This window comes from Myceligenerans halotolerans, from assembly GCF_054782975.1.
Window position 1 is genome coordinate 96,482 of record NZ_BAAGRL010000045.1, and the last position, 14,820, is coordinate 111,301.

At 70.8% G+C, this 14,820-nt stretch carries 16 protein-coding genes; 13 read left to right on the plus strand and 3 right to left on the minus strand.

Translation table 11 applies throughout. The annotated features are described in order from the left end of the window. Nucleotides 1–12: 12 nt before the first annotated feature. Nucleotides 13–1,407, minus strand: a complete 1,395-nt coding sequence (locus tag ACYVK5_RS22155; protein ID WP_460708144.1) for a glutamate decarboxylase — start codon at nt 1,405–1,407, stop codon at nt 13–15. 44 nt (nt 1,408–1,451) lie between these two features. On the opposite strand from ACYVK5_RS22155, the gene ACYVK5_RS22160 reads away from it, so the two are divergent. From ACYVK5_RS22160 to ACYVK5_RS22175, 4 genes are all read left to right on the plus strand, one after another. Then, entirely contained in the window at nt 1,452–1,634 is a 183-nt protein-coding gene (locus ACYVK5_RS22160) for a hypothetical protein (protein WP_460708145.1), read from the plus strand. Nucleotides 1,635–1,686: 52 nt separating this feature from the next. Further along, nucleotides 1,687–1,956, plus strand: coding sequence for a type II toxin-antitoxin system Phd/YefM family antitoxin (locus ACYVK5_RS22165; RefSeq protein WP_460708146.1), 270 nt, complete (start codon nt 1,687–1,689; stop codon nt 1,954–1,956). Further along, on the plus strand, nt 1,925–2,407 hold the full coding sequence (locus ACYVK5_RS22170; RefSeq protein WP_460708147.1) for a PIN domain-containing protein: 483 nt from the start codon (nt 1,925–1,927) through the stop codon (nt 2,405–2,407). The genes ACYVK5_RS22165 and ACYVK5_RS22170 overlap by 32 nt, the downstream gene beginning before the upstream one ends. Before the next feature lie 72 nt (nt 2,408–2,479). Then, nucleotides 2,480–2,656, plus strand: a complete 177-nt coding sequence (locus tag ACYVK5_RS22175) for a hypothetical protein (RefSeq protein ID WP_460708148.1) — start codon at nt 2,480–2,482, stop codon at nt 2,654–2,656. A gap of 16 nt (nt 2,657–2,672) precedes the next feature. Here the strand turns inward: ACYVK5_RS22175 and ACYVK5_RS22180 are convergent, their stop codons facing one another. Further along, a complete protein-coding gene (locus tag ACYVK5_RS22180; RefSeq protein WP_460708149.1) occupies nt 2,673–2,921 on the minus strand; it encodes a hypothetical protein in 249 nt (82 codons plus the stop codon). A 165-nt stretch (nt 2,922–3,086) separates the two neighbouring features. On the opposite strand from ACYVK5_RS22180, the gene ACYVK5_RS22185 reads away from it, so the two are divergent. The 5 genes from ACYVK5_RS22185 to ACYVK5_RS22205 all read left to right on the plus strand — a co-directional run bounded on the left by ACYVK5_RS22185 (nt 3,087) and on the right by ACYVK5_RS22205 (nt 9,292). Continuing rightward, nucleotides 3,087–4,181, plus strand: coding sequence for a LacI family DNA-binding transcriptional regulator (locus ACYVK5_RS22185; protein WP_460708151.1), 1,095 nt, complete (start codon nt 3,087–3,089; stop codon nt 4,179–4,181). 72 nt (nt 4,182–4,253) lie between these two features. After that, the gene (locus tag ACYVK5_RS22190; protein ID WP_460708152.1) at nt 4,254–5,879 is read left to right on the plus strand and encodes an FAD-dependent oxidoreductase; all 1,626 of its coding nucleotides are present in this window, start codon (nt 4,254–4,256) and stop codon (nt 5,877–5,879) included. A 167-nt stretch (nt 5,880–6,046) separates the two neighbouring features. After that, nucleotides 6,047–7,357 (plus strand): ABC transporter substrate-binding protein, encoded by a 1,311-nt coding sequence (locus ACYVK5_RS22195; RefSeq protein WP_460708153.1) that lies wholly within the window; start codon nt 6,047–6,049, stop codon nt 7,355–7,357. 2 nt (nt 7,358–7,359) lie between these two features. Next, entirely contained in the window at nt 7,360–8,304 is a 945-nt protein-coding gene (locus ACYVK5_RS22200) for a carbohydrate ABC transporter permease (RefSeq protein WP_460708154.1), read from the plus strand. Then, a complete protein-coding gene (locus ACYVK5_RS22205; RefSeq protein ID WP_460708155.1) occupies nt 8,294–9,292 on the plus strand; it encodes a carbohydrate ABC transporter permease in 999 nt (332 codons plus the stop codon). Before ACYVK5_RS22200 ends, ACYVK5_RS22205 begins: the two co-directional genes overlap by 11 nt. Nucleotides 9,293–9,470: 178 nt before the next feature. Here ACYVK5_RS22205 and ACYVK5_RS22210 read toward each other — a convergent pair whose 3' ends face one another. Beyond that, nucleotides 9,471–10,439, minus strand: a complete 969-nt coding sequence (locus ACYVK5_RS22210) for a glycoside hydrolase family protein (protein WP_460708156.1) — start codon at nt 10,437–10,439, stop codon at nt 9,471–9,473. 171 nt (nt 10,440–10,610) lie between these two features. Here ACYVK5_RS22210 and ACYVK5_RS22215 point away from each other — a divergent pair, with 171 nt between their 5' ends. The 4 genes from ACYVK5_RS22215 to ACYVK5_RS22230 all read left to right on the plus strand — a co-directional run bounded on the left by ACYVK5_RS22215 (nt 10,611) and on the right by ACYVK5_RS22230 (nt 14,798). After that, nucleotides 10,611–10,952 carry a hypothetical protein gene (locus ACYVK5_RS22215; RefSeq protein WP_460708157.1) on the plus strand — a complete coding sequence of 114 codons (342 nt, stop codon included), beginning with the start codon at nt 10,611–10,613 and terminating at the stop codon, nt 10,950–10,952. A 340-nt stretch (nt 10,953–11,292) separates the two neighbouring features. Continuing rightward, the gene (locus tag ACYVK5_RS22220) at nt 11,293–11,733 is read left to right on the plus strand and encodes a VOC family protein (protein WP_460708158.1); all 441 of its coding nucleotides are present in this window, start codon (nt 11,293–11,295) and stop codon (nt 11,731–11,733) included. Nucleotides 11,734–11,904: 171 nt separating this feature from the next. Next, complete coding sequence (locus ACYVK5_RS22225) at nt 11,905–13,419, plus strand: family 43 glycosylhydrolase (protein ID WP_460708159.1); 1,515 nt, start codon at nt 11,905–11,907, stop codon at nt 13,417–13,419. Nucleotides 13,420–13,454: 35 nt separating this feature from the next. After that, nucleotides 13,455–14,798 carry an ABC transporter substrate-binding protein gene (locus ACYVK5_RS22230; protein WP_460708160.1) on the plus strand — a complete coding sequence of 448 codons (1,344 nt, stop codon included), beginning with the start codon at nt 13,455–13,457 and terminating at the stop codon, nt 14,796–14,798. Nucleotides 14,799–14,820 lie beyond the last annotated feature (22 nt).

Sequence of the window (14,820 nt, forward strand, 5' to 3'; positions counted from 1 at the left end):
CGTCCGGGACGGTCAGTGATGGAACGCCGAGGCGCGGTCGCGATCCGTCGTGGGCCGGCTCGGCGGGGTCGTCTCCAGGTACTCGACGGCGGCGCGGACGTCGTCGAGCAGCCGGTCCGCGAGATCCATACCCAGCCCGTTGCGCACCACGACGCGCTGCACGGTGACGTCCTCCAGGTCCGCGGGCATCGGATAGGCCGGCACCTGCCAGCCGTGCATGCGGAGCCGGTCCGAGAGGTCGTAGAGGGACCATGGCCGCGGGCTGCCGTCGTCGGCCGTGCGCAGCCGCCAGGCGAAGACGGGGATGTCGAGGGCGTCGTTCCACAGCTCGAACGGGCCGATCCCGCCGATCTCGCCGGCCAGGTGGCGGGCGACGTCGAGCGTCGCGCCCTGGATCCTCGAGAATCCGGCGACGCCGTGCCGCAGGAACGTGTAGTACTGCAGCAGCACCTGCGCCCCGGGCCGGGAGAAGTTCACGGCGAGGGTCGGCATGTCACCGCCGAGGTAGCTGACGCGGAACACGAGCGACTCCGGCAGGAGATCGGTGTCGCGCCACACGACCCACCCGACGCCCGGGTAGACGAGCCCGTACTTGTGCCCGGAGGTGTTGATCGACGCCACCCGCGCGACGCGGAAGTCCCAGGCGAGGTCTGGGTGCACGAACGGCGCGATCATCGCGCCGGACGCCCCGTCGACGTGGATCGGCACGTCGAGGCCGGTCTCGGACTCGACGGCGTCCAGCGCGGCCGCGATGTGCGCCACCGGCTCGTACATGCCCGTGTAGGTGACGCCCATGATCGCGACGACACCGATCGTGTTCTCGTCGACGTGGTCGCGCACGGTGTCGCCGTCGAGCGTCGGATGGCCGGCGCTGATCGGCACGTACCGCGGCTCCACCTCGAAAAAATTGCAGAACTTCTCCCAGCAGACCTGCACCGCCGAGCTGAGCACCAGGTTCGGCCGGTCCGCCGGCAGGCCCGCCTCGCGGCGGCGCTCCGCCCAGCGCCGCTTCAGCGCGAGCCCGGCGAGCATGCACGCCTCCGACGAGCCGGTGGCGGACGTTCCGATCGCGCGGTCCGGGTCGGGCGCGTGCCAGAGGCCGGCGAGCATCTTCCAGCAGTTGGCCTCGATGGCTGCCGTGGCGGGGTACTCGTCCTTGTCGATCATGTTCTTGTCGTACGCGGCGGCGTAGAGCCTGTCGGCGTGCTCGTCCATCCAGGTGGAGACGAACGTGGCGAGGTTGAGACGGGCGTTGCCGTCCAGCATGGCGTCGTCGTGCACCAGCTGGTAGGCGGTCTCGGGCAGCATCCGCTCCTCCGGGAAGCGGTCCCGGGGGGCCGACGTCGTCTCGCCCGGACGGGCGAAGATCGGGTTCAGTTCTATGTCACGGGGACGGCTGCTGCTCATGGCGAGCTCCGGTAGGTCGACGGTGTTCCGGGATCCACACTGCCGTGCGGTGCCCGCACCCGCACCCGCACCCGCACCGGGAACCGTGCCGCGGAGGCCGGAGCCCGCGCCTGGGCTGGGTCCAGGCGGACTCGTCGTCGACGGATCCGGCCGTGGTCATGGCCACGAGCAACACCTTCACCCAGTGGGGCGGCGAGGTCGACATCCCCGACCCCACCGAGGACTGATCGCCGGTGCACGGTGTTGCACCGTGTGGCACGCGTTGCTACCGTTTTCGGTATGAGTGCTCACCCTGAGGTCACGCAGCGCGATCTGCGTTCCAGGTCGCGCGAGATCATGGATGCTGTCGAGTCCGGGCAGTCGTACACCGTCACGCGAGATGGTCACCCGGTCGGTGAACTGGTTCCGATTCGTCGGCGTCGTCGTTTCGTGACGCGTGAGGAGTTCGCGGCGATGTCCAAGGGGGGTTCGTCGTTCTCGCTCGCGGCGTTCCGGGCGGACCAGGATGCCGCGCTCGATGACGAGCTTTCCGATCCTTATGAGCGCTGAGCCGACCCAAGGGCTGCTGGATACGAACATCATGATCCTGCGAGAGTGGGTCGATGCGTCCGAGCTCCCGGACGAGGTGGCGATTTCGGCGGTCACGCTGGCCGAGCTCACGGCAGGACCGATGATCGTCCGGAGGGATCCCCGCCAGGAAGCCCATGTAGAGCACGTCGAACGTGCGCGCCGGATCAATGTGCTGCAACGAACGGAGAACGAGTTCGATCCCATTCCGTTCGGTGTCGAGGCCGCCCGCATCTACGGTCAGCTCGCCGGCCTGACGGTAGCGCTCGGGAGGAAACCGCGTAGCCGTACCGCCGACCTGATGATCGCGGCAACGGCCGCCGCTGAGGGGCTGCCTCTTTTCACCACGAACCCGAGCGACTTCAAGGGTCTCGACGACGTCGTGACGGTGGTCGCGGTTCCACGTCCGGCGACGCCCTTCGACGACGCGTGAACTCGCCGGTTTCACCCGCCCGCCACCTGCCCGCATGACCGCGGCGACATAGTCTGGTCGTGGAGGTGCGACATGGCGTACAAGAGCGGTGCTGCCGGCGGAGCGATCTACGGGCTCGGCATCTTCGGGGCGTGGGTCTATTTCTGGCAGCAGGCCGACGTGTTCTGGGAGTACGCGTGGGCGATCGTCCAGGGCCTCTTCTGGCCGGCGTTCATGGTGTACGAGGGTTTCGCGGCGCTCGGCGCCTGACACCGCAGCGCAGCGCTCACCAGCCGTCGTCGCGGCGGACCGGCTGGTCGTGGTCGAAGTCGTCGCGCCGCTGATCCGCCTGGGCGGCCCGGTTGACGGCGCGCCAGAGCCAGGCCCCGAGGAGCACGATCGCGGCGATGCCCCAGAGCAGCGCGGGATCCGCGCGCGTGATCGCGGCGAACTGCAGGATCACGGGGACGAGCAGCGCCAGGATCACCACCCAGCCGAGGACGATCTTCATGGACCGGGACGACCTGATGGCCACGCGCTGCTCCTGACGTAGACGTCCGACAGGACGAGTGTTTCATGCCAGCCCGGGCGCGGGCAGAACCCATTAATAATGCGCATCATCAGATTGACCGCGTGATCGGCGGCCGGTGAGACTCAAGGCGTCATCGAGGACCTGACGAGTGGCGTTCGAGGAGGAACCATGCCGCGTCGCCGCATCACCCAGACGGATGTCGCCGCCATGGCCGGCGTCAGCCAGGCCACCGTCTCGTTCGTGCTCAACGGCAACACGCCGGCCGGCGTGCGCATCGGCGAGGAGACGCGCCAGCGCGTGCTCGACGCGATCCGCATCACCGGCTACACGGCCAACCCCCTCGCGCAACGACTGGCCGGCGGCCTCACCCAGATCCTCGGCGTGTTCACCTACGAGGCCACGTTCCCCCGCGCCGGCCGCGACTTCTACGGGCCGTTCCTCGTCGGGATCGAGCACGCCGCCGAGCGGCTCGGCGTCGACCTCCTGCTCTTCACCAGCGCGCCCGCCACCGGCGGACGCCGGCAGCTCACCCGCGACGGCTGGCAGCGGCTCGGCGTCGCCGACGGCTGCCTCCTGCTGGGCCAGCACGAGGACCGGGGCGAGCTGCAGCACCTGCTCGACACCAACTACCCGTTCGTCTTCATCGGCAAACGCGGCAGCGACGGCGGCCGCCTGCCCTACGTCGGCGCCGACTACGTCGGAGCCACGACCCGCCAGGTGGACCGCCTCGTCGCGCTCGGGCACTGGCACATCGGGTACGTCGGCGTGCGCGGCACGGACCAGCCCACGCTCGACCGCGTCGAGGGCTACCGCACAGCGCTCAAGGCGCGAGGACTGACCCCGTCGTTCGTCGAGTCCGACGACGTTGCCACGGCCGCGGGCGAGATCCTGGCCGGCTCGCTCACCGCCGTCGTCGTCGCCCCTGAGAATCACCCCGAGGAGCTCGCCGACGAGTTCGAGCGCCGCGGCGCGCGCGTGCCCGGCGACGTGTCCGTCCTGCTGCTCGGCCAGCCGCACCACCCCCGCCGGGGCGGCCGCCGCTGGTCCGGCTTCTCCGTACCGCGCGAGGAGATGGGCGTCCGCGCCCTGTACCTCCTCTCCCGCCTCGTCGCCGACGACGGCGGCCGGCGCGAACGCGAGACCCGGCGCGCCTCCGCCGTGCCCGAGACCGAGCTTCATCAGCTCCTGAACTGCCCGGACGTGGAGGGCGCCACCGCCGCTCCGCCGCCCGCAGGCACCGGGCGCACCGCCCGCCGGCCCTGACCGCGCCTCGCCGGCCTCTGGCCGGCCCCGCCCGCCCCACCACACCCCCTCCGACGACAGGACGGACCCCACGTGACCCAGCAAGATCTGCAGACCGACGTGCTCGTCGTCGGCGCCGGGCTCGGCGGCATCGCCGCGGCGCTCGCCGCCGCCGGGCGCGGCGCCCGCGTCGTCCTCACCGAAGAACACCCCTGGATCGGCGGCCAGCTCACCTCCCAGGCGGTCCCGCCCGACGAGCACCCCTGGGTCGAGCGCTTCGGCGTGACCGCCCGCTACCGCACGCTGCGCGACGGCATCCGTGACGTTTACCGCCGCCGGTACCCCCTCACGGACGCGGCCCGCGCGTGGCCGGCGCTGAACCCCGGCGCCGGCTGGGTCTCCAAGCTGTGCCACGAGCCGCGGGTTGCGGTCGGCGTGCTGGAGGAGATGCTCGCCCCCTACCGCTCCTCCGGGCGGATCCGCCTCCTGGAACGTGTGCGCCCGACGTCGGCCACCACCGACGGCGACCGGGTGACCTCCGTGACGCTCGGCTCCGTCACCGGCGGGCCCGACGTGACCGTGAGCGCCGCGTACACGATCGACGCGACCGAGACCGGCGAACTGCTCCCGCTCACCGGCACCGAGTACGTCACCGGCTTCGAGGCCGCGTCCGAGACCGGCGAGCCCAGCGCGCCCGACGTCGCCCAGCCCGACAACGTGCAGGCCCTGAGCGTCTGCTTCGCCGTCGAACACGTGGACGGCGACCACACCATCGACCGGCCCGAACGCTACGACTTCTGGAGCACGTATGCGCCCGAGGCGTGGCGCGGAGAACGCCTCCTGTCCTGGACGGCCCCCAACCCGCGCACCCTCGCGCTCGACGAGCGCAGCTTCACCCCGAACCCCGGCGACGACCCGCTCCAGGTCGACGCCGACCAGTCCCGGAACGCCGGCGACGGCAACCTCTGGCTGTTCCGGCGCATCGCCGCCCGCGACCTCCTCGAACCCGGGTTCCGCGGCAGCGACCTGTGCCTCGTCAACTGGCCCAGCATCGACTACTTCCTCGACCACGTCCTCGACGTGCCCCGCGACGTCGAACAGGCGCGGATCGCCGACGCCCGCCAGCTCAGCCTCTCGATGCTCTACTGGATGCAGACCGAGGCCCCCCGGCCCGACGGCGGCACCGGCTTCCCCGGACTCCGCCTGCGCCCCGACGCCATGGGCAGCGCCGACGGACTCGCCCAGGCCGCCTACCACCGCGAGTCCCGGCGCATCCGCGCCGTCACGACCGTCACCGAGAACGACGTCTCCCACGCCGTACGCGGCGAACGAGGCGCCACCCGGTACGACGACAGCGCCGGCGTCGGCATGTACCGCATCGACCTGCACCCCTCCACCGGCGGCGACACCTACATCGACGTGCCGTCCACGCCGTTCGAGATCCCCCTCGGCGCACTCCTGCCGCGACGCACCACCAACCTCCTCGCCGGCGGCAAGAACATCGGTACCACCCACATCACCAACGGGTGCTACCGCCTCCACCCCGTCGAGTGGAACGCCGGCGAGGCCGCCGGACACCTCGCCGCGCACTGCCTCGCCACCGGCCACGTCCCCCACGAGGTCCAGGAGAAGCCCGCACTGCTGGCCGACTACCAGCGCGAACTCACCGCCTCGGGCATCGAGCTGCGCTGGCCGGAGGGAGAGGTCTATCCGTACTGACCTGCCGCTACCGGCCCGGCCGTGTGGTCGGTCCGATGTCGGCTCGTCGGTCCGATGTCGCGAAGTCGGTCCCCCGAGCGGCCGATCATCCGACATCGGACCGACCATCTGACACCGGACCGACAACGAGCCGACCACATCTACCCACTCAGTCCGAAGGAGCACTGATGCACACCCCGATCCGCCGACCGCGAGCCGCCGCCGCAGCCGCCGCGCTCGCCACGGCCCTGACCCTGTCCGCCTGCGGCGGCGGAGATCCCGGCGCCCTCGGCGACCCCGAGACCCCGTCCGAACCCGTCGACCTCCGCATGACCGTCTGGACCGCCGACGAGAACCACCTCGCCCTGTTCCAGGAGATCGGCAACACCTACGCCGAGGAGAACCCCGAACTCGTCTCCGGCGTCACGTTCGAGACCATCCCGTTCGAGGACTACACCACCACCCTCACCACCCAGCTCGCCGGAGGCAACCCGCCCGACCTCGCCTGGGTCCTGGAGAGCTACGCGCCCGAGTTCGTCGCCAGCGGGGCGCTCGCGGACGTGCGTCCCGTGCTCGAGAGCACCGAGGGGTACGACGTCGACGACCTGATCCCCAGCACGCTCGACCTGTGGCAGGACGAGGACGGGCTGTACGCCTACCCGTTCTCCAACAGCCCGTTCGGCGTGTTCGTCAACACGGACCAGATCGCCGCCGCGGGCCAGGACGACCCGGCCGGCCTGGTCGGATCGGGGGAGTGGACGTACGACACCGCCGGCGACATCGCGGCCGCCACGGCCGCCGACTCGGGCAAGCAGGGACTGGTGGTGCGCGACTTCGACTACCAGCTCTGGGAGAACCTCTCGACCGTATGGAACGGCTGGGACGCAGCCCCGTGGGGCGAGGACGGGACGCAGTGCACGTTCACCGACCCCGAGATGGTCGACGCGATGCAATGGATCCACGACGCCACGTTCGACGACGGCGCGATGCCCGGACCGGGCACGACGGCCGACTTCTTCGCGGGCGACGCCGCCATGACGATCACCCAGATCAGCCGTGCGTCGGCGCTCGACGGCTCGTTCGAGTGGGACCTGCTCCCGCTCCCGGCCGGGCCGGCCGGACAGCAGAACGTGATCGGTCAGGCCGGGATCGGCGTGTTCACGCAGGGGGAGAACCCCGACGTGGCCGCGGACTTCCTGGCGTACTTCACCAACCCGGGCAACGCCGAGGAGCTCGCGACCTACTTCCCGCCGCCGCGCGCCTCGCTGCTCGACGCCGCGACGCTGTCCGCCGCGAACCCGCTCCTGAGCGAGGAGCAACTGCAGACCGTCGTCGTCGACGGGATCGAGGGCGCCGTCACGAAGCCGGTCCACCAGAACTTCGCGAAACTGTCGGAGACGGTGCGGGCCGAGCTCGACGCGATGTGGACCGAGGACGCCGACGTCGCCGCCGTCCTCGACGAGACGTGCGCGGTGATCCAGCCGCTCCTGGAGGAGTGATCGTGGCAGCAACGTCAGCGGTGTCAGAAGGGCCGGTGTCAGCGGTGCCGTTGTCGCGGTCGGCGCGGTCGCGGGCCGTGCGTCGTGACTGGGCCGTCGGGTACGCCATGGTGGCCCCGGTGGTGCTGGGCGCGCTCGCGTTCGTCGTCGTCCCGCTCGGCATGGTGGTCTGGTACTCCCTGCACGAGTGGAACGTCCTGGCGGGCACCTTCACGTTCGCCGGCACGGCGAACTACGAGCGGCTCGTCGCCGACCCCGGGCTGGCGGACTCCCTGCTCGCGAGCCTGTGGTTCTCGATCGGGCTGGTGGTCCTGAACATCACGCTGGCGTTGCTGCTGGCAGTCCTGCTCGACCAGAAGCTGCCCGGCACGACGACGTTCCGCACCTTCTTCTTCTCGCCCGTCGTCGTGTCCCTCGTCGCGTGGACGATCGTGTGGAGCTTCCTGCTGCAGGCCGACGGCGGCATCAACGGGTTCCTCGCGTTCCTCGGCCTGGAGGGCCCGAACTGGCTGCGGCACGAGACCACCGCGATGATCTCGGTGATCGTCGTCCAGGTCTTCAAGAACGTCGGGCTGAACATGATCCTGTTCCTCGCGGCGCTGCAGGGCGTGCCCGCCGAACTGCAGGAGGCCGCGCGGCTCGACGGCGCGGGCGCCTGGCGGCGGTTCCGGTCGATCACGCTGCCCATGATCAGCCCGACGATCCTGCTCGTCTCGATCATCACGATCGTGGGCTCGCTGGAGGTCTTCGCGCAGATCGACGTCCTCACCGGGGGCGGTCCGGGGAACTCGACCACCGTCCTCGTCTACTACCTGTACCAGCAGGCGTTCCGGTTCAACGAGTTCGGCTACGCCAGTGCGATCGCCGTGCTCCTGTTCGTCATCGTCCTCGTGCTGACGCTCGTGCAGTGGCAGTCGCGCAAGAGGTGGGTCTTTCATGAAGTCTGATGTCATGCCCCATGCGGGCGACGCCCGGTCCGGTGCCGAGCGGCCCGGTGCCGCGGAGCCGGCGGCAGGGAGCGAGCCGACGGCGATCCTGGGCGGACCGCGGCAGGACCGGCCGCCGTCGGACCGGCCGCACGTGTCGCGGGCGGGCCTGCGGGCCCGCCGGCGCTGGGCGCGCGGCTCCCTCGTCGCCCTGCTCCTCCTGCTCAGCATGCCGTTCGTGTTCCCCACCTGGTGGATGGCGACCTCCAGCCTCAAGCCGATGAGCGAGATCCTGCAGGCGGTTCCGACGATCTGGCCGCACGACCCGACGTTCGAGGCGTACGGCCAGGTGTTCGCGCTGCAGCCGTTCGCGCAGCAGTACTGGAACTCGCTGTACATCGCCGCCGTCGTCACCCTCGGCACGATGCTGGTGGCCGCCATGGCCGGCTACGCGTTCGCTCGCATCCGGTTCCCCGGAGCCAACGCGCTGTTCGTGCTCGTGCTCGCCGGGCTGCTCGTGCCGTCCGAGGTGACGATCGTGCCGCTGTTCCGGATCGTCAACAGCCTGGGACTCATCGACACCCACTGGCCGCTCATCGTCATCCCCGTGCTGGGGGCGCCCGCGGTGCTCGCCGTGTTCATCATGCGGCAGTTCTTCCTCGCGCTCCCCGTGGAGCTCGAGGAGGCCGGGCGGATGGACGGCCTCGGACGCTGGGGCATCTTCTGGCGCATCGCGCTCCCGCTGTCCCGGTCGGCACTCGGGGCGGTCGCGATCTTCACGTTCCTCAAGTCCTGGAACCTGTACCTGGAACCCATCGTGTACCTGTCGAGCAAGGACAACTTCACGCTGCCGCAAGCGCTCACCCAGTACGTCGACGCCTACGGCGGCCCGATGTGGAACGTCCAGCTCGCCGCCACGACCCTCACCGTGCTGCCGGTGCTCGCCGTGTTCCTCGTGGCGCAACGACAGTTCGTCCAGGGGCTGGCACACACGGGGCTCAAGGGGTGAAGAAAAACGGCACCCTTGTACCGTCCCCGGTACGATCGCCGCCCCCGGGGCCCCGGAGCGTCACCTGCCGTCGCGCGAGGCCGAGTCCGGACGGTCGCACACCGGCCTGTCGTCGTTCTCGCTCGCGGCGCCCCAAGGCTCCCGCCCGGTGACCCGGGGCGGGAGCCTTCATGGAGTATCAGCTCGCGCGGGCTATCGCGATGTTGGTGTTCCCGCGCCGGCCGGCCTCGTAGAACATGTGGAGGCGGCCGTTCTCCTCGGCGAAGCTCGGCGCCGCCGCGCGGGTCGCGACCGGCTCGGTGTACAGGACGCCGAGGTGGTTCTCGCGGTCGAAGCTCGTGCCGACGTCGGCCACGTGCATGGTCCCCGCCCCGGAGTGGTAGACGACGTGACCGCCGCCGTTGCGCGACCAGTAGTGCGCCCCGGAGAGCTGGCCTCCCTCGCCGGCCGACGGCGAGATCAGCGGCTTGTGCTTGAACTGCCAGCCCGACGCCAGCGAGTGGGACCAGCCGATGAAGATCTTCCGCGTCCCGGACTGGTTGCCCATGAACAGCATGATGTGGATGCCGGACTGCGTCGGGTGGGGGAACACCCGGGCGTAGGAGGTCTCGCTGACGTTCGACGGCATCATCGCCGTCGTCAGCACCGTGTTGCCGTAGGCGAAGCCCCGGCCGTCGAGCGACGTCGCCACCCGCGTCGTGTCGTTCTCGCCGTGGAAGAACAGGTACAGCCTGCCGTCGGCCTCGTTCCAGACCGCGTGCGGACTCGACACGTGGCTCACCCCGTACCGCTCCCGCGGAATGATCGGGTTGCCCGGGTACTCCCGCCACGGCCCCGTGAGGGAGTCCGCGTACGCCAGGCAGATCCCGCCCGGCGGGTCGTGCGGCGCGTAGTACATGTACCAGGCACCCAGCGGGTTCTGCACCCGCCCGGCAACGTGGCGGACCGACGGGAAGATCAGCTCGTTGGTCGGGTTGTAGGCCAGGGACGACTTGTCCAGCGCCGCCCCCAGGCGCGTGAACGTCGGGAAGCCCGGCACGGCGGCGCTCGCGGGCGGTGCGATGCCCAGCGCGGCGGCCGAGCCGACGGCGGCCGCGCCGATCAGCAGGGTTCTGCGGTTCAGGGTGAGCTTGCGGTCGGGTTCCATGGCGACCTTCCTCCGGCCCGGGCGGCCGCCGTGCTCCGGTGCGCGGCGGCGCGAGAGTGACGCGCCGGGCCTTGTCGATTCGAGTCTCGGGGCGCGTGCATCCGGGCGTCCAGACTGATAATGCGAACTATCTGCCGGCCGATCGCGTCGGCGGCCTGGCGGGATGCTTCCATGGCTGCCCGACATGTCCTCTTCGATGCCGACGGCGTGATCCAGCGGGTCCCCGCGGACTGGTACACGGCGCTGGAGCCGTTCGTCGGCGACCGGGCACGCGAGCTCGCGCGTGCCGTCTGGGCGGAGGACCTGCCGATGCTCGCGGGGGAGGGTGACCTTCTCGTGCGGCTTGCGGGGGTGCTGCCCGGCTTCGACGTCGCCGCGTCGCCGGAGGAGGTGGCGACGGTGTGGCACCAGGTCGAGGTGGACGCCGCGTCGATCGCCGTCGTGCACCGGCTGCGCGCCAGGCGACGCGGCGGGACACGCGGTCACCGAGCAGCCGCATCTTGCGGCTCGTGATGCGCTCGTGTGCGGCGAGCGCGTCGTCCTCGGTCCGGGAGCCGGCGCGGACGTCGTGCAGGAGCCGCGTGAGGGCGTCGGAGTGGATCGACTTCGGGGCCACGAGCTGGTGCGCGGGATCGACGGGCAGGCCGTCGTCGACGAGTCGCAGCAGCGTGAGGGCGTCGATCGCGTAGCGGGTCATCGGGTCCACCTCCGGTTGGCTCGAGGTCCGACGTTACGCCCGGTGGAGGGGTGTCGGTGCCAGGCTGGGCCCTGGATGTCGAGAACGGGGCGCCGGCTCCGTCCCAGGAGTATCAGCGGCCACGACAGGCCCACGCAACGAAGCGGGAGAACCACCATGACGATTCAGCAGATGCACCACGTGAGCGTCGTCGTCGACGACCTCGAGGCCGCTGTCGCGTTCTTCGCCGAACTCGGTATGGAGCTGGAGGGCAAGGCCCCGATCGAAGGGCCGTGGGTGGACCGTGTCAACGGGATCGACGGCATCCGGGTCGACATCGCGATGATGCGCACCCCGGACGGCCACGGCCGGCTCGAGCTGACGAAGTTCCACAGCCCGGCGGCGGTCGGCGCCGGCCCGGACAACCCGCCGCCCAACGCGCTGGGCCTGCGCAGCATCATGTTCACCGTCGACGACGTCGACGCCACCGTCGCCCGGATGCGGGCGCACGGCGCGGAGCTCGTCGGAGCGGTGGAGCAGTACGAGGACGTCTACCGGCTCTGCTACCTGCGCGGTCCCCAGGGGATCATCGTCGCGCTGGCCGAGGAACTCGGCTGACAGGCTCCTGCCGCAACGGTCGAGAGTCCGTCGTGACCTGCGCCGCACGACGGCGGCCCGCGTGGCGGCATCGGCCGACCGCACCCCACGTCGGTTGATGAAACGCTTGACCAAGCCCTCGGAGATGCCCTACGGTTCTGATCAAACGCTTAACCGGAGGCATCGACGACGATGAGTGCACCAGTGTTCTTCCGCCCGCACGAGGCATGGGTCGGAGACGTGATCCCGTGGGAGTCGGACGGGACGTTCCACCTCTTCTATCTGCACGAGCGACGCGGCAGCGCGCAGGGCACCCCGTGGCACCTCGTGTCGACGCGGGACTTCGTCACCTGGACCGATCACGGTGAGGCGCTGCCGTCGGGCGGCCCGGACGCCGTCGACCACAACGCCTACACCGGCAGCGTGGTCCGGGACGACGACGGTCTGCTCCACGCGTTCTACACCGCCCAGAACCCGCGCCGCCGCGGCCCCGACGGCCGCCCGCTTCAGCTGGTCACCTGGGCGACCAGCGCGGGAGACCTGACCTGCTGGACCAAGACCGCCGAGCCGGTGCTGGAGGCCCAGCCCGGGTACGAGCCGGGGGACTGGCGGGACCCCTTCGTCTTCCACGACCCGGACGCCGGCCTGTGGCGGATGCTCCTGGCCGCCAGGCGCGAGGGCGTCCCGCACCGGCGCAGCGGCGTCGTCGCCCAGTGCGTGTCACGCGACCTGGTCCACTGGGAACCCGCGAAACCGCTGTGGGACCCGGCTCGGTACCTGACCCAGGAGTGCCCCGAGGTGTTCCACTGGAACGGCTGGTGGTACCTCGTCTACTCCGAGTTCACCGACGCCTTCGTCACCCGCTACCGGATGGCACGAAGCCTCGACGGACCGTGGCTCGCGCCGCGGCTCGACTCGATGGACGGCCGCGCCTACTACGCCGCCAAGTCCGCGGCCCGCGACGGGCGGCGCTTCTTCTTCGGGTGGATCGCCTCGAAGGAGGGGTCCCACGACGACGGCGCATGGCAGTGGGCCGGCACTCTCGCCGTGCTCGAAGCGCGGCAGGAGGCCGACGGCACGCTCAGCTTCGACCTGCCCGGGGAACTCACCGCGAGCTTCACCGCGACGGACGCCGTGCGGCTCGTCGAGCCGGCCCATGCCGCCGCCCGCGACGGGGGACACCCCACCCGCCTGGAGGCATGGGACGGCCACGCGACCCGGTTGTCGGAGCAGGACCTCCCCGTGCAGGCGCTGGTCGAGCTCACCCTCGACATCGCCGAGGACACCCGCGCCGCCGGCATCCTGCTCCGGGTCTCCGCCGACGGCGAGGACGGCTACGCCCTGCGCCTCGAACCGGACCGCGGGCGGATGGTGCTCGACCGCTGGCCGCGGCCCCGGACGGGCGGCGAGCAGTGGCAGGTCTCCGGGGACGTGCCGCACGCCGTCGAACTCGAGCGTCCCTGCGACCTCCCGCCCGGCACGCACACGGTGCGGATCCTGCTCGACGGCGACCTGTGCGTGGTGAACCTGGACGGCCGGGTCAGCCTGAGCACCCGGCTCTACGACCATCCCCGCGGCCGGCTCGGCGTCTTCGTCACCGACGGCGCGCTCGACGTCCAGGCCGTGAGCCTCAGCGTGCGGCCGGCAGACGCGGAACAACGACACACCGACGCGGACCGGACGACCGCCGCCGCACTTCTTCCTTAGACCGAAACCCAACCTCTCGATCAACGGAGATCACCATGAAACACCTCCGCATCCCCCTCGCCGCGACAGCCTGCCTGCTGTCCCTGTCCCTGGCCGCCTGTTCCCCCATCGGCGGGCCCACCGCCGCACCGACCGACGTGAACCCCGAGGGCGCCCCCGAACCCCGGGAGATCTCGTGGTTGCTGTCCCGACCGGCCGACGGCGGGGTCATCACCGCGATGGAGCAGATCGCCGACGAGTACGCCCAGGAGCACCCCGGCTTCTCCCTCCGCCTTGTCACCACCCCGGACCGCCCCTCCTACCTCCAGCGGCTGGAGACGCTCGCCGCGGCGAACGAGCTCCCGGAGCTGTTCGACATCGACGCCACGCCGTTCGCCCGGAAGCTCGCCGACCAGGGCCGGATGATGGACGTCGAGGCGCTCCTGTCGGACATCGGCGTCCTCGACGACTACCGCCCGGCGGCCCTGAGCTACCAGCGCTTCGACGACGGCTCGCTGTACATGGTGCCTTTCGAGTTCCAGCTCGAGATGTTCTGGTACAACACGGCCCTGTTCGAGCAGGCGGGCGTGGAGGTCCCCGAGACGCTCGACGACTTCCCGCGGATGTGCCGCGACCTGCGGGCCGCGGGGACCGTCCCGATCGCGCTCGACGGCCAGGACCAGTGGCCGCTGGAACGGTATCTCGCCTACTACCCGTACCGGCTGGCCGGCCAGGACTACATCAGCGAGCTCAAGCGTGCCGACGCTTCCCTGGCCGACGCACCGGGTCGCGCCGCCGCGCGGTGGCTGAGCGAGCTGGGTGAGGCCGGCTGCTTCCAGGAGGGCTTCTCCGCGACGGGGTACGCGGACGCGCAGGCGCTGTTCACCAGCGGCCGGGCGGCGGCCTACAACATCGGCACCTGGGAGCTCACCAACCTTGCGACCGGGAACCTCGACGAGGCCGTGCGCGACGACGTCGACTTCTTCACGCTCCCCACCGTCGACGGCGCGACGACGGACGCCAACGAGTACTTCACGCCGTCGGGCATCGGCATGGCCGTGAACAGCGCGACCTACGACCCGCTGGTGCGCGACTTCCTCGCCTTCGCGCTGGAACGCTATCCGGAGGTGTACGCCGCCTCGGGCGCGATCTCCCCGACCACCACCGCGCGCACCGCGATTCCCGCCGACGCGACCCCGCTCTACGGACAGGCGCTGGAACTGGCGGACGAGGTCGGCGAGGAGTCCGCGGTGCCGTGGGACGCGGTGCTGGACCCGACGTCGAACACACGGCTGCAGCAGGAACTCACCCTGCTCGTCCAAGGGGAGACCGGCGCGGACGAGTTCATCGCGACCATGGACGCGGTGATCGCCGAGCACGGCGCCGAGGCGTTCCAATGACGCGGCGGTCACACCGGGCACC